Below are 14,201 nucleotides of genomic sequence, written 5' to 3'. Positions count from 1 at the left end.
TGTCGAGCGCCAGGCTGGACAGCTTGGCCACATGGAAGGGATCCATCACCGCGACGGATTCACCACCCACTGAAACACCGACTACTTACACAGACAACTTGACAAGTTCGCTAGGGGCGTGTTGCCGCCGAGACCTTGACCAACTACCTTGACGCACTCGACCGGCTCATGCTGATCGAACCGATTCCCGCATGGCGCCCCCATATGCGTTCCCGGACCCGACTACGCGCCGCGGCGGTTCACCATTTCGTGGATCCGACGCTGGGCGTCGCCGCGCTCGGTGTGGGAGTTGATGGGCTGCGGCGGGATCTTCCTACTGCGGGTCTCCACTTTGAGTCGCTTGTGATGCGCGATATTCGAGTCTATGCACAGCCATTGGATGGGACGCTGTCATCATGGCGGGACTCCCAGACTGGGCTCGAGGTTGATGCGGTGCTCGAATTGCCGGACGGTCGGTGGGCAGGCATCGAGGTCAAGTTGGGTGAGGCTGCTGCGGGTGCAGCAGCGGCATCACTTGTGCGCATGGCCGCCAAGATCGACCAGGACCGTCACGGTGCGCCCGCTGCTCTCATCGTCGTGACAGGCGGTCGATACACCTACCGGCGTCCCGATGGCGTCTGCGTCGTACCGATCACGGCGTTGGGGCCCTGAGCGATCCAATCGCCGAGGCAGGTTTCGGCAAGCCTCCCGCTAGGAGATCTCGTGATTTGTCCGGCTCGATGTGTGAGTGGGTCGGCGAGGAGTGACTGTTCTCCGAGACGGTGCGGCACGTTGTCATGTTGAAGGATGTGGCGATGCTCGAGACCTCACCACGATGCGGGATATCATTTGGTATCAACAGGAGATGGATATGCCAAACGTGTTGATCTGCGGCATTCCGCAAGAAGACCTCGCACTGTTGGATGAGCAAGCCCGGCGAGCGGGGCTTTCGCGCGCCGACTTCTTGCGGAGACAGCTCCAGCAGCAGGCTCGCCGATGCTCGGCGCCGGTAGCAGTGGAAAACCTAGAAGTCATGACGCAGCTGTTGCAGAATCTGGGCGACGACGAAGTCATGGCGGACGCGTGGTCATGACTTGGCTCATCGACAAGTCAGCCTTGGTTCGCTTCGCAGCCAACTCGGACGCTGCGGAGTGGCCAATCGGATCAGCCGCGGCTTGGTGGCGATTTCTAACCTCACCCGCCTTGAAGCGGGCTTTTCGGCGCGGAACGTGGTTGACCACACAGGCGTGTTCCGTCTGCCGCCGATTTCGTCCATGCCTGTCGAGTACCTGACATCCGCCATCGAGGACCGAGCACTCGAAATGCAGGGCTTTCTGGCTGAGCGAGGGCAGCACCGAGCCCCTTTTGTTCCCGATCTGCTGATCGCGGCCACCGCCGAGATCACTGGACACGTGGTGTTGCATGTCGACAAGGACTTTGAATTGATCGCTTCGATCACCAGTCAACCGATGCAACGCCTGTGATCAGCCGGTCCTGCACCAGCATCATGCTGGGCCCATCAACTTGGGAACCCCTCCGCGGAGGGGTGGTTCCTCTCCTCCGCACTCACAACTACAGTGGAGCCGTGAACGACGACTCCTGGCTCAGCAGTACCGCCCACGTGGAGGGTGCTCCGTCGGTGTCGTATGTGCTTCTCGATGCGTTAGGCGAGCCGCTCGCTTTACGAAGTAGTGGACGGCGCTACTACGCGGCGAGCACTATCAAACTACACATCATGCTTGCAGTGCTGCAGGAGGTGGAGGCGAGCGAGCTGCGTCTCGACGACGTGCTCACCGCCACGCGCACCTTCACTGGATGCGATGGGAGGCCCTTCACGTTGACCGGTGATCATCTCTATCCTGATTTCCCGGAGGAGGGCGCTCCTCTCACCGTTGAGCAGGCGGTGCATCTGATGATCTCGAGGTCGAGTAACGAGGCCACCAACATGTGTCTGGCACTGCTGGCAGAATTTCCCAACGTTATTGCCGACGTGTGCCGACAACTCAAGCTGGTTGGGACGAAGGTGGAGCGACAGATCGGTGACGCGGTAGCTGTCGCCCGCGGACTCACAAACGAGACTTGCGCCATCGACCTCGCGTCGACGATGCATGCCATTCGATACGGCGAATTCCTCAGCGAAGAAACGGAACAAGTAGCGCTCACCGCACTGCGAGATCAGCAGATTCGAGTGATTACGCGAGTAATCTCGGACGCCGTTGACCATGGCTCAAAATCCGGAGAGATCCCCGGTATCCGCCACGACGTTGCGTTCATCGGGGATGCCGGGATGTCGCTCGCGGTGATGACCTCGGGAATGGGCGAAGCAGAAGCAAACGAAACCATCGAGGCACTCACGATGGCGCTGTTGTCCGTCAATCGCCAAGGTGGTTGAGCCGGCCCGTCGGGCCGTGTGGAAGCCTGGGGGATGATTTCGATACGCGCCCTCCGGGCGCTACTCAATCATCGGTGTCGGGGTGTCCGCTGTGTTCTGGTCCCGATGGTTGGGCCGGCCCGTCGGGCCGTGTCGAAACCACGTCTCACACCTGAGGTAACCCGATATCCACACGCGTTTCTCGAAACAGCCCAAAAACGCCCATCTGAGCAAACGAATGTGGATATCGGGTTAGCTTGTCGCTTGGCTCCAGTGGTTGAGGAAGGCGCGGAGCTCTTGTGCGAAACCCGGGCTGGTGGATGATTTCGATACACGCCCCGCGGGCGCTACTCAATCATCGGCGGGGGGGCGGCCGCTACTCAATCATCGAGGGAGGAGCAGAGCGGCTACTTAAGCGCCGAAGGCAGTGGGTCGGTGGCCACGTCCAGGAGGGGGAGCGCGAGGCCGGGGCCGGGGAAGAGGCTCAGCATTCCGTCTCGCTCGACGTAGCCTCCCTCAGGCACATCGTGGGCGAACCAGGCTGGGGGATCGAGATCAATCATCGTCACCGCCGGATGCATCAGCGCCAAATGGGCCGCCGCGGTAATCGAGATGCGCGGCTCCATCATGGCGCCCACCATGCACTCCAGACCCGCCGAATGCGCGAGCTGAGCGATCTCCAGCGCAGGCTGCAGCCCTCCTGTCTTCGCCAGCTTGATGTTGAGCAGATGGGCGGCGTCGGCGTCGATCAGGCGCTTCGCATCTTCCGGCGACCACACGGCTTCGTCGGCCATGATCGGGATCAGCGACTCGCGTTTCACCTGCGCAAGCCCCTCGACATCCGCGCGAGGCACGGGCTGCTCGATCAAATCGATCGGCAAACCATCCTCAACAAAACGGTGCAGCAATGCGATGGCGTCTCGGGCATTCCACCCCTGGTTCGCGTCGAGGCGCAGCCGTATATCGGGCTCGGCATCCAGCACGGCCCCGAGACGCCGGCGATCCTCCTCGGGGTCGGCCCCGAGCTTGATCTTCAGAATCGAATACCCGTCCGCGACCGCCTCGCGCGCGTAACGTGCCATCCTCTCGGGCGCATCCAGGCTCACCGTCATGTCGTTCGCCATCGAGTCTCGCAACTCCTCGCGCACAGCGTCAGCGTCGAGTGAAGGATTGGCCAGCCTCCCCAACAACTCGCCCAAGGCCAAGCCGTGAGACTTCGCGAGCGCGTCATGCAGCGCCACATCCACGGCAGCCCGCGCGCTGGTCGCGCTTGGTGTAGCAGCGACGAGCTCGTCGATGAGTTCGGGCAACGTGCCACGGACACCCACCAATGCACCTCGGACGGGGCCGCCGATCACCTGCATGATTGTTTGCGCGCTCTCGCCGGTGACCTTCACCGTTTCCGCGGCAGAACCCTGCCCGACGACGGAGCCCTCCGACGTGGCCAGCTCGACCTCGGCGACGACGTAGTCCACCGAATCGGTTCGCCGCGCTGCCGTAATGAATGGCCTAGTGAGCGGAGAACGGTGCCCGTGCACCCGGACATCGGCAACATGGAGAATCTCGTCTGCAATGAGCTCAGCCACGATGATAACCCGCCTCAGAACCCAGCCATGACTTGCGCTGCGGCGAGCCCGATCCACGTGCCGAGCAGCGCGCCGATGAGTGCATAGAGCACACCGACGGGTGCAAGGGCCTTGTTGTAGGCCGCCGCCACGACGGGTGCAGACGCCACGCCGCCAATATTGGCCGTGGAAGCCACGGCCAAGGAGAAGAGCTCGGTGTGGGAGAGCTTCGCGTAGATCACCATGATGATTGCGTGGATGAGCAGCACTAGGAAGCCGCAGGCGATGTACAGCGGCGCCTGGGTGATGGCTGAGAAATCCGACCCGGAAGCGATCTGACCGATCACGAGGAACAGCATGAGAGTGGCAACCTCATCAGTGCCCGCCAGCTTTCCGAGCGGTGTCTGCGCCGCAACCAGACCGAGTACCGACACGATGATGATGGTCCAGGCGCTCGAGTTAATCACATCGCCGACGTCCGGCAGCATCTTGCCCAGCCAGATCGAGAAACATGCGACGGCGATGGCGCCGAAGCTGCTGATGGCCAGCGATTCGAGCGTGATCGGTTTCTTGTCAGTGTCGAGATTTTCCTCATGGCGCGTGAGATAGGTATCGCCTGCCTTGGTGAACTTGTTGAACCGATCAGAGAATGCGACGGAGGAGAACATCGCCATCAACCACACCGAGTACACCAGCGTGTCGGTGATCAAGGCGTAGCCGAAAAGCGTCTGAGGGCCTTGCAGAATGTCCTGCACCGCAACCATGTTGGCGCTGCCGCCAGTCCAGGAAGCGAGCATTGCGCCGAACACTTTCCACGAACCGTCGCCGAGAGCAGCGCGGAAGATCCAGTACACGCCCACGACCGCGGCAAAGAGCGAGGCACTTGCCACAGCCATCGTGAGTAGCAGCTTGGGGCCGAGTTTGATGATCTTACGCAAATCACATCCGAAAAGGAACAGGAAGATCATGGCGGGTAAAGCGACACTCTTCACATTACTCAACGGGGCGGTGACTTCCTCGGCGCTACCGAAGACACCGAACGAATTCAACGCTGCGCACAGCAGATACATCAACACCATGCCTGGCACGTACTTGAAGAACTTCGATTCACTCTTGCGCTCAAGCACGATGAGCGTCGCGGCGAGGGCCATGATGACACCGATCATGACGAGTCCGTTGTCAATCACGCGTTACTCCTTGAGATCCAGAGGGCCCTACCAATGCACAGATTGCACCCAGCCGAGCCGATGAACAACAACCTCGATGAAGGAACTGCAACGCTGTGCGCTCGTCGCATCACGCCGACACGTCTTCAAAAGAGGAACGGACGGGAGATTACACGAACACCAGCCATAGGGGTCGAGATTTCTCACTTTCACAACACCCACCTGTACAGCGCTCGCACCGGGCCCAACATCACGCTGGTACCATCTAGGTCGCTGTTGCCCTACCCGAGGAATCCATGATCGAACAGTATCCCTGGCTGGCCGTCGTTCCCCCGGTGGTCACCATCGTCTTGGCCATCGCTACCCGCAAGGTGAAGATCAGTCTCGGTCTCGGCATCGTCGTCGCCGCACTGCTGCTGGCCAATTTCAACCCACTGCAAACGTGCTTGGAAATCTGGAACGGATTTGCCGCCCAGTTCTGGAAGGAAGGCGCATTCAGCACCTACAACCTGTTCATCCTGCTGTTTCTCGTGATGCTCGGTGCGATCACGTCGTTCGTCTTCATGTCGGGCGGCACCGCGGCCTTCTCAGAATGGGCCTCGAAACGCATCAAATCGCGACGCGGCGCACAGCTGTTGGCGCTGCTGCTCGCACTGGTGCTGTTCATTGATGACTACTTCAGTGCTCTCGCGGTCGGCCAGGTGTCCCGCCCCATCACCGACCGGCACAACGTGTCCCGAGCCAAACTGTCCTACATCGTCGACTCCACCGCTGCACCAATGACGGTGCTCGTGCCGTTTTCGTCCTGGGGAGCCAGCATCATGGCGCTCCTCGCGCCGGTGGTTGCCAAATCGTCGCTGGAAACGAGCGATCTCGGTGCGTTCCTTGGGGCGGCAACTGCGAACTATTACGGTATCGCCGCGCTCGTGCTGGTTATCGTCGCCGTGTTGTTGCAGCTCGACATCGGCAGCATGCGCAGGGAAGAACGTCGGGCTATCAAGCACGCCGACGTGCACGAAGAAGGCGTGGAAATTCCCGGCGAACTCTCGGAAGATCTTCCCATCCACGACGACGGTGCCAAGCGTGCGCTCATCGTCCCCTTCGTCGGACTCATCATCGGGGTCGTCACCACGATGTATGTCACGGGCTACATTGCCTCGGGCGATCCGAGCCTCGTCACAGCCCTGGGCAGCACCATGCTCACCGAGTCACTTGTGATTGGCGGCGGCATCGGACTACTGCTGGCGCTGTGGTTCTACTGGAAGGCCACGAAGGACAACGACGACTTCACCTGGAAGACGGTGCTGCAAGGGTTCTGGGAGGGCTTCAAATCGATGTGGCCTGCTATAGCGATTCTGCTGTTGGCTTGGACACTCGGCACGCTCATCGGTTCGCTGGGCACCGGCGAATTCCTTGCTCAGCTCGTGGAGAACTCTGACCTACCACCAGCCTGGCTGCTACCGGTGATGTTCGTCGCCGCAGGATTCATGGCGTTCTCGACGGGTACCTCGTGGGGTTCGTTCGGCCTGCTCATCCCCATTGCTGGCGACATCCTCTTGAACCTTGGCGCGGACGACCTGCTCATCGCTGGTCTGGGCGCTGTGCTCGCCGGGGCAGTGCTGGGCGACCACATCTCGCCCATCTCCGACACCACCATCTTGTCTGCCACCGGTTCGCAGGCGAACATCATCACCCACGTCGAAACTCAGCTGCCGTACTCCATGGTTGCTGCCGGCTCAGCACTCGTGGGTTACTTCGTTGCAGCAGCGACGAAGAGCGTCCTGCCTGGGCTCGTCGCCACGCTGCTCGTCATGGGCGTTCTCATCTACGTGCTGCAGCGCATGACCACGGTGCTCGTCGACGAAATCCCAGAATCCGAGCAAGCCGATATCGAGCCAGTCGAGTAAGCATGGCGCACTTCTTTGAGCGGACCCCGATTGCCGAGCTCTATCGGTGGTTCGCTGGGCAAACACACCACACGTCGCCCACCTGGGAACGCTTATGCCTGTGGGCTGCTGCCCAACCCTGGCTCGTCGAACGCCTCGACGCATTACCGGGCCATGCGCGACAACCCCACCGTTTCCTCGCGGCGCTGCAGTTTCTCGACGCCCCGCTCGAACCAGGCTCAGCCCTCCAAGAGTGGCTCGAACACCACTGGGAGACCGTGCGCCAGATCATCGTCGAGCGTCCTACCCAAACCAACGAACCCGGCAGGCTCAGGGCGCTCGCGCCGCTGTGGGCGTCGCTACCACAGCCCGTATCGCTCCTGGAGCTCGGTGCCGCCGCAGGACTCTGCTTACTGCCGGACTTACTTGGCTTCGACGACGTCATCGTAGCTGCACGGCTCGGCGTCGACGCCCACCCACTCGATCCACGCGACGAGGACACTCGCCGCTGGCTGTGCTCGCTCGTGTGGGCGGGGGAGAACGCCAGGAAACAGCGGCTCCAACATGCCCTCGACGTGGCCGCCACCAGGCCTCCTGAAGTGCGGTCAGCCGATCTCGAAGTCGCGCCAGAACGTTGGATCCCGGGCCTCGTCAACGAGCTTCGAGCCCGTAGCCCGGAGGCTACCGTCGTCGTGTTCCACTCCATGGTGCTGGGCTACCTGCCACGTACGAAGCGGCAGGTGGTGGTGGATGCGGTGCGGGGGAGTGGGGCTCGATGGGTGGCGTTTGAGCCGCGCCAGGTACTCGCCCCATTGTGTGAGCAGCAGGTGCCGGCAGCGCCTGCGTGGGGTGACACGCTGCTCACCCTCGACGGGGTGCCCCGTGCGTGGTGCCAACCGCACGGGCATCGCGTTGAATGGTTCAGCTCGAAGTGAACCTCACACCTTCACTTGTTTGAACTGGAAGAACACCCTTGAGTCCCAATCCTTCGTCGATGTGTTGAAGTCCCAGCAGATGACGATCACCGCGGATGATGGGCCCTTCGGGTCGAGCATGAGCGTCGAATTGGGATCGTAATCACGCACCATCACCCTCTTGGCCTTCGTGAACTCGTAGCAGACGATCTCGCCGTTGGAGCCGTGCACCTTGAGGATGTCACCTGGCTGCAGCGCGGACTGGCCGCTTCGGAACAGCTCATTGCCTAGTGCGGGCCTGAGGTTCGGGCGGTAGGTGTGGATGGTGAGCACAATCTTGCCGTGATCGGATCCGGGTTTCGGGCCACCGTTCCACCAGGCCGCGGAGCGTCGATCATTCGTTGGAGGTGCTGGGATTTCTCCGCCCTGGGTTGGCTTTGGGATGACACGTTCGTGCGCGCCCACTCGATCGATCGTGAACGAGGAAGGGGTGAAGGCCTTGGTGGGGTTCGCGCACTGCTCCGATCCAGGCCGCGGTGTGGAGGGCGTCGGTGAGGCAGAAGGCGACGGTGTCGGGCTTGCTGAGGGGGGAGGTGATGGTGTGGGCGATGTGGAGACAGAAACGCTCGGGTTCGGGCTGAGCGTCGGCTCTGCAGTGTGCGAGTCGCGTGGCCACCAGAGCAGTGCCCCCACGAAGAGCAGCAGCCCCATGGCGGTAGCGACCGCGACGAACATCCGGTTCTTGGTCATCTGCACGGGATGCAGCGTAGCCGAAACGTGGGCTCGAAAGACGAAACCTATCCAAAGGCGCGTTCCATGCGACGCAAGCTGCTCAACCGTGAGCCGGACAACGCGCCGGTGCGTACTGCCTCATCGAGTGCGCATTCCGGCTCTGTTGAGGTGTGTGTGCATCCTCGCGGGCACTGTTCGACGAACTCGTCGAGGTCGGGAAATGCGCCGATGATCGACGATGGGTCGACGTGGCTGATTCCGAATGAGCGCACACCAGGGGTGTCGATGATCCAACCGCCCCGGGGCAGCTGTAGTGCGAGGGCTGAGGTGGACGTGTGCCGCCCCTTGCCTGTCAGATCGCTCACCGCCCCGGTTTCACGATTCGTGCCGGGCACGAGGCGGTTGACCAGGGTGGATTTCCCGACGCCTGAGTGTCCGACGAGGACGGTGACCTCGTCGCGCAGGAGTTCATGTACTGGAGCGAGCTCTGAGGTGGGGTCGGTGACGACGATCGGAATGCCCAGCGGTTCATAGGCCGAACGGAGATCGTCGGGTGTGGCCAGATCAGCCTTGGTGAGGCACAGCACCGGGACGATGCGCGCGTCGTACGCGGCGACGAGGATGCGGTCAATCATGCCGATGCGAGGCGGCGGGTCGGCCAACGCGGTGACGATCATCAGCTGGGTGGCGTTGGCGACGATGGGGCGCTCAAAGGTATCGGTGTCATCCGCGGAGCGACGCAGCATCGTCGCGCGCTCTTCCACCTCCACAATGCGGGCGAGCGTGCCATCGTCGCCAGAAACGTCGCCGTCAAGACGTACGCGATCACCGACGATCACCCCTTTACGCGGGATCAGCCGCCCGCGAACGGCCGTGACTCGGCGGCCGTCCACCTCACAGCGATAGCGGCCCCTGTCGACAGATACCACTCGCGCTACGGGGAGATTGGAGTAGTCAGGGCGTTCTTTTGTGCGCGGTCGGGTGCGGCGACGCGGACGTTCGAAGCCTGCATGGTCATCGTGGTAGATGCTCACTGAAGCTCCGCCCACATCTGCGGGAAATCAGGCATGGTCTTCGACACACACTCCATGTCGTTGACGCTCGACCCCTTGGCCCTGAGCCCCAGTAGCGCCGCGAAGTGGACCATCCGGTGATCGGCGTAGGTGTCGAATTCGAGGGGCTTGGGCGAGCCGCCGGTGATGCGCAAACCATCTTCGAGTTCTTCGACGGCGATCCCGACGCGCTGGAGTTGTTCGGCGATCGCAGCGATCCGATTGGTTTCGTGGCCGCGGATATGCGCGACGCCCGTGATCGTCGTGGTTCCCTCAGCGAGCGCAGCCAACGCAGCAACGACAGGGGTGAGCTCGGATGCGCTGTGCAGGTCGATGCGTCCGGGCGAAGTGAGATGGCCGTCGCCGCTCAGTGTGACGACATCATCGCACAGCTCGACTTGGCAGCCCATCGAGCGCGCCACATCGAGGAACGCTGCGCCCGGCTGGGTGGTCTCCCTGGGCCACATTGGTACGGAGACAGCACCTGATGCCACGGCAGCGGCCGCGAGGAAAACCGCAGCATTTGTGAGATCAGGCTCGATTCGAGTGTCGAGGGCACCAATCGGTCCCTCCGCGACGCCCCAAGTGCGCTCGTCCACTTCACGGGCATCGACGCCGCGGGCACGCAGCATGCTGAGTGTCATCGCGATGTGGGGACGCGACGGGAGTGAGGCACCCTTGTGCCGGATGGTGAGACCACCGTGAAGATGCGCACCGACGAGCAATAACGCGGATACAAACTGGCTGCTGGCGGAAGCATCGACGGAAATCTCCCCGCCCTGCGCCTCCGCAGGGGTGACGGTGAAGGGAAGCTGGTTGCCATCGACGGTTGCTCCGAGCGCACGAAGCCCGTCAAGCAACCCCTGCATCGGCCGCTCGCTCGCATGGGGATCACCGATAAACGACACGGTGGCGTCCCCGAGCAGTGCGACGGCGGGAACGAAACGCATGACGGTGCCAGCCAGGCCGCAGTCAATCTGCGCGGAGCCCCGCACGGGACTCGGCGTGACGTGCACCGTCGAGCCATCGACGTGAATCTTCGCGCCCAGGGCTCGCAGCGCGTTGATCATTAACTGGGAATCTCGAGAATGCAAGGCACCCTCGACGCGGCTTGGCCCGTTAGACAGTGCTGCTAAGACAATGGCCCGGTTGGTCTCCGACTTCGAGCCGGGCACGACGACGCTGCCCTCGAGCGGCCCATCAGCCACAGGGAGCGCAGTGCTCAACGCTGCACCTTCTTGGCCTGCTTCTTCGCGGCCCTTTTCGCTTTCTTCGCCTGCTTGCGGGCGTGTTTCTTGGCCTTCTTCGCGTGCGACTTCAACTGGCTTGGCGACAGATTGCTGTTCGACTTGGAGACGGCTTCGATGCGGTGCCCCGCACGCCAACTAAGGCTGGGACGGCCGTGGAGATCCATCGTGCCCACGATTGCAGCGCCGAGCAGCGCGAGACGCTTGAGCACCTCTGCGCGGCCGGCCTTCTTCTCTTCGGCAGAGGCATCATCGGAGGGGGCGACCATGGCGGCGTCCAGCGCGGCGGCGGGGACGAGGAGCGCCGCTCCGAGCCGACGGCCAATACCCGTGGCGTACATCACACCACCCAGCACCTTGCAAGCGCCGCCGATGCGCACCCACGTCTCAGCGCGCTCGGGAACCGACGAAGAATATGCAGCCGGTACTACGCGCTGAAGCAGGGGGACGGCTTTATCAGTGGCGCCTTCAGCCTTCGAGGCAAGCTCATCAGCCTTGCGGAAGGCCTCGAAGCCGTCGATGATGAACCAGCTACCAAACAGGGAACGTGCTGCGAATCGAATAAGACTCATGTTAGTCAGCCTACCCGCTCCCGAGAGCCTCATGCGCGTGTTTCGTGGCAACGGACGCAATGAAGCGAATCGAGGCATAGTGTGGCAGCCGAAGACGCTATGCTCTTCGGAATAGAACACGTGCTCGTTGCGTTGGATTCGGCATGGGGCGTATAAGGTCCACGACGAGGAACACGCGACAGCTCGCGGTATGGTGTGCGCTACTGTGTGGGGTGATGAACACGTCCACCGAGGCCACCACTTTGGCCCCCGATTCCTTCGAAGAAGAGGCCTTGGCGCTCATCGACCGCCTCTACGGCACAGCGCTCGGCATGACGAAAAACCCCGCGGATGCCGAAGATGTGGTGCAGGAAACCTACGCCAAGGCCTTCAACGCGAAAGACTCATTCAAGCCGGGCACCAATCTCAAGGCCTGGCTCTATCGCATTCTCACCAATACCTACATCTCGCACTACCGCAAGGCCCAGCGTTCTCCTCAGATCTCCGGGACGTCCGACATCGAAGATTGGCAGATCGCCAACGCCGCGTCGCACGATTCTCGCGGCCTGCGCTCAGCAGAGATGGAAGCTCTCGACCAGATCCCCGACGGCGTCGTCGCCGATGCGCTCGGCAACCTGGCGGAGCAATACCGCATCGCCGTGTGGCTCGCGGACGTCGAAGGATTCTCCTACAAGGAAATCGCCGAGATCATGGACACTCCGATCGGCACTGTCATGAGCAGGATCAACCGCGGGCGTAAACAGTTGCGTGAGGCACTCGCCGACTACGCCACCGAGCATGGGTTCATGCGGGGGAGAAGCGACGATGAGTGATTTCTCCCACGAACATGATGAAGTCGACGAGTGTGTCGCCGCGCTCGAGCGAGTACACGCGTTCCTGCACCACGAGCTCGTCGATGCAGATGCCGACTCCATCCGCCGCCACCTGCACGCCTGTGAGCGATGTATGGAAAAGTTCGAGATAGAAAGCACCATCAACGAGATGATCCGGCGATCGACAGCGACGAAGGCGCCCGAGTCGTTGACCATCCGGGTGCGGTCGCTGCGCATTACACGCAGGTAGCGCTCACGCACCGGCGCCGAGAAGCTAAAAGCCCCCACCGTGCTGGCGGGGGCTTTCGTCACGTCAGGCGTTGGGACGCTTGCCGTGGTTGGCTTGGTTCTTACGACGCGCGCGGCGCTTACGACCTCTCTTACCCATGCTGGTACTCCTTGCTTGATGTTGCAGCAGTCCATTGTGGCACAGTTGGGACCATGCTTGATGCTGATCTCCTCACAGATTCCGAATGGTTGGACGCCTTCGTCGATCAGTGGCACGTGCTGGCTGACCTGAGTTTCTCCGACTTGGTGCTGTGGCGGCCCATTGATGAGGAGGGCTCCGAGTTCCTGTGCACCAACCAAGTGCGCCCCGTCACAGGACCCACGGCAATCGAACACGACATCATCGGAGAACGCATCTCCTTCGACGAGGCAGACCACCCCGTTCTCGGTGCGTGGATGACCCACGACATCGTGGAGACTACCGACAACGCACTCGGCGCGGGAATCCCCGTCGATGTCTGGGCCATCCCCGTGTTTCGACGCGAGCAGGTGATCGCCGTCGTCGAACGTCACACCAACCAGATGGGCGTGCGCGTCACCGGAGGATTGGAAGAAAACTCGCTCGAGATTGCTGACGTGCTCGCCCACATGCTCGTGCGTGGAGAGTTCCCCCTGCTGCAGCCTGCTGACAAGGCCCTTGCGCCGAAGGTGGCCGACGGCCTGTTGCGCGTGCAGCCCGACGGCATCATCACCTACGCCAGTCCGAACGCGGTAACCGGCTTTCGGCGGCTGGGTGCAGCGGGGGATATCGAGGGCGAAACATTCCGCGAGCTCACCAGTGGGCTGCGTGAGGGCGTCGAAGGCGTGGGACAGACGGTGCAGGGGGACCTGGACGGCACGCTGAGCTTAGAATTTGAGCTCAGCCGGGACAACGCGTCCATGCGTTTCTTGCTCATGCCGCTGTGGCGGGAGCGACGATCTGCCGGAATGTTGGTGCTCTGCCGTGACACCACTGATTTGCGACGTCGCGACCGCATGCTGGTCACGAAAGATGCCACAATCCGTGAGATCCATCACCGCGTGAAGAACAACCTCCAGACGGTTGCGGCGCTGCTTCGGATGCAATCGAGGCGCCTGAAATCGCCAGAAGGCAAGGAGGCGCTGCGTGATGCGATGCGTCGCGTGAGCTCTATCGCCGTCGTGCACGAGACACTCAGCCAGTCGCTCACCGAGGACGTGGAATTCGATGAGATTTGCGACAAGATTCTCGACATGGTTGGAGACCTGGCCGCCGCCTCGGGCACGGTCAAGGCCGAACGAATCGGATCCTTTGGAGTCATTCCAGCCGGAGTTGCCACGTCGATGTCGATGGTGGTGACGGAGCTGTGCCAAAACGCAATTGAACACGGTCTGCGCAGTTCGTCGGGCGTGGTGCAGGTGATACCCGAGCGCACCGACGAGACGCTCTACATCCGCATTCGCGACGACGGGGCCGGGCTACCGGAGGGTTTCACGGTGGGGAATCAGCGCAGCCTGGGCTTGTCGATCATCCAGACCCTCATCGGTGATCTATCCGGAACGTTCGAACTGCGTAACCGCACCGACGCGCGCGGCACGGAAGCCGTCATCGCACTGCCGGTGGCGCAGATGCGCGCCAAGGGTAAAGGTAAGGGCTAG

The 14,201-nt window shown here is 62.0% G+C and carries 16 protein-coding genes; 9 read left to right on the top strand and 7 right to left on the bottom strand.

Features of this window, described 5'->3' with window-relative positions; translation table 11 throughout:
• Nucleotides 1-135: 135 nt before the first annotated feature.
• From Q0X61_RS03020 to Q0X61_RS03005, 4 genes are all read left to right on the top strand, one after another.
• The gene (locus Q0X61_RS03020) at nucleotides 136-651 is read left to right on the top strand and encodes a DUF4143 domain-containing protein (RefSeq protein ID WP_297740204.1); all 516 of its coding nucleotides are present in this window, start codon (nucleotides 136-138) and stop codon (nucleotides 649-651) included.
• A gap of 199 nt (nucleotides 652-850) precedes the next feature.
• Nucleotides 851-1,072 (top strand): ribbon-helix-helix protein, CopG family, encoded by a 222-nt coding sequence (locus Q0X61_RS03015; RefSeq protein WP_297740202.1) that lies wholly within the window; start codon nucleotides 851-853, stop codon nucleotides 1,070-1,072.
• A gap of 58 nt (nucleotides 1,073-1,130) precedes the next feature.
• Nucleotides 1,131-1,463: a VapC toxin family PIN domain ribonuclease gene (locus tag Q0X61_RS03010; protein WP_297740200.1), complete on the top strand. Its 333-nt coding sequence runs from the start codon at nucleotides 1,131-1,133 to the stop codon at nucleotides 1,461-1,463.
• A gap of 101 nt (nucleotides 1,464-1,564) precedes the next feature.
• The gene (locus Q0X61_RS03005) at nucleotides 1,565-2,371 is read left to right on the top strand and encodes a serine hydrolase (protein WP_297740198.1); all 807 of its coding nucleotides are present in this window, start codon (nucleotides 1,565-1,567) and stop codon (nucleotides 2,369-2,371) included.
• 386 nt (nucleotides 2,372-2,757) lie between these two features.
• On the opposite strand, the gene Q0X61_RS03000 is transcribed toward Q0X61_RS03005, so the two are convergent.
• Nucleotides 2,758-3,936: a dipeptide epimerase gene (locus Q0X61_RS03000; RefSeq protein WP_297740196.1), complete on the bottom strand. Its 1,179-nt coding sequence runs from the start codon at nucleotides 3,934-3,936 to the stop codon at nucleotides 2,758-2,760.
• A 14-nt stretch (nucleotides 3,937-3,950) separates the two neighbouring features.
• Entirely contained in the window at nucleotides 3,951-5,102 is a 1,152-nt protein-coding gene (locus tag Q0X61_RS02995; RefSeq protein ID WP_297740194.1) for a DUF819 domain-containing protein, read from the bottom strand.
• Nucleotides 5,103-5,377: 275 nt separating this feature from the next.
• On the opposite strand from Q0X61_RS02995, the gene Q0X61_RS02990 reads away from it, so the two are divergent.
• Together Q0X61_RS02990 and Q0X61_RS02985 are read left to right on the top strand one after the other, a co-directional pair.
• Nucleotides 5,378-6,988, top strand: coding sequence for a Na+/H+ antiporter NhaC family protein (locus Q0X61_RS02990; protein WP_297740192.1), 1,611 nt, complete (start codon nucleotides 5,378-5,380; stop codon nucleotides 6,986-6,988).
• Between the two features lie 2 nt (nucleotides 6,989-6,990).
• The gene (locus tag Q0X61_RS02985) at nucleotides 6,991-7,902 is read left to right on the top strand and encodes a DUF2332 family protein (protein ID WP_297740191.1); all 912 of its coding nucleotides are present in this window, start codon (nucleotides 6,991-6,993) and stop codon (nucleotides 7,900-7,902) included.
• A 3-nt stretch (nucleotides 7,903-7,905) separates the two neighbouring features.
• Here Q0X61_RS02985 and Q0X61_RS02980 read toward each other — a convergent pair whose 3' ends face one another.
• Genes Q0X61_RS02980 through Q0X61_RS02965 form a run of 4 tightly spaced genes read right to left on the bottom strand, consistent with a single transcriptional unit; the run spans nucleotide 7,906 to nucleotide 11,484 of the window.
• Nucleotides 7,906-8,637 (bottom strand): class F sortase, encoded by a 732-nt coding sequence (locus Q0X61_RS02980; RefSeq protein WP_297740189.1) that lies wholly within the window; start codon nucleotides 8,635-8,637, stop codon nucleotides 7,906-7,908.
• 41 nt (nucleotides 8,638-8,678) lie between these two features.
• Nucleotides 8,679-9,647, bottom strand: coding sequence for a ribosome small subunit-dependent GTPase A (gene rsgA, locus Q0X61_RS02975; RefSeq protein WP_297740187.1), 969 nt, complete (start codon nucleotides 9,645-9,647; stop codon nucleotides 8,679-8,681).
• Entirely contained in the window at nucleotides 9,644-10,891 is a 1,248-nt protein-coding gene (aroA, locus tag Q0X61_RS02970) for a 3-phosphoshikimate 1-carboxyvinyltransferase (protein ID WP_297740185.1), read from the bottom strand. The genes rsgA and aroA overlap by 4 nt, the downstream gene beginning before the upstream one ends.
• Nucleotides 10,888-11,484: a DoxX family membrane protein gene (locus Q0X61_RS02965; protein WP_297740183.1), complete on the bottom strand. Its 597-nt coding sequence runs from the start codon at nucleotides 11,482-11,484 to the stop codon at nucleotides 10,888-10,890. Before Q0X61_RS02965 ends, aroA begins: the two co-directional genes overlap by 4 nt.
• A gap of 215 nt (nucleotides 11,485-11,699) precedes the next feature.
• Between Q0X61_RS02965 and Q0X61_RS02960 the strand changes: the two genes are divergently transcribed.
• The gene (locus Q0X61_RS02960) at nucleotides 11,700-12,296 is read left to right on the top strand and encodes a sigma-70 family RNA polymerase sigma factor (protein WP_297740181.1); all 597 of its coding nucleotides are present in this window, start codon (nucleotides 11,700-11,702) and stop codon (nucleotides 12,294-12,296) included.
• Here Q0X61_RS02960 and Q0X61_RS02955 read toward each other — a convergent pair.
• Entirely contained in the window at nucleotides 12,268-12,408 is a 141-nt protein-coding gene (locus Q0X61_RS02955) for a hypothetical protein (protein WP_297740212.1), read from the bottom strand. The genes Q0X61_RS02960 and Q0X61_RS02955 overlap by 29 nt on opposite strands.
• On the opposite strand from Q0X61_RS02955, the gene Q0X61_RS02950 reads away from it, so the two are divergent.
• On the top strand, nucleotides 12,361-12,546 hold the full coding sequence (locus Q0X61_RS02950; protein ID WP_297740210.1) for a hypothetical protein: 186 nt from the start codon (nucleotides 12,361-12,363) through the stop codon (nucleotides 12,544-12,546). The two genes, Q0X61_RS02955 and Q0X61_RS02950, sit on opposite strands and share 48 nt — an antisense overlap.
• 191 nt (nucleotides 12,547-12,737) lie before the next feature.
• Nucleotides 12,738-14,201, top strand: coding sequence for a sensor histidine kinase (locus Q0X61_RS02945; protein ID WP_297740179.1), 1,464 nt, complete (start codon nucleotides 12,738-12,740; stop codon nucleotides 14,199-14,201).

The sequence above is a fragment of the uncultured Tessaracoccus sp. genome (assembly GCF_947255005.1).
Classification (GTDB): domain Bacteria; phylum Actinomycetota; class Actinomycetes; order Propionibacteriales; family Propionibacteriaceae; genus Arachnia.
The sequence above is the reverse complement of the archived record's forward strand: the minus strand, read 5'-3'. Positions and strand labels throughout refer to the sequence as shown.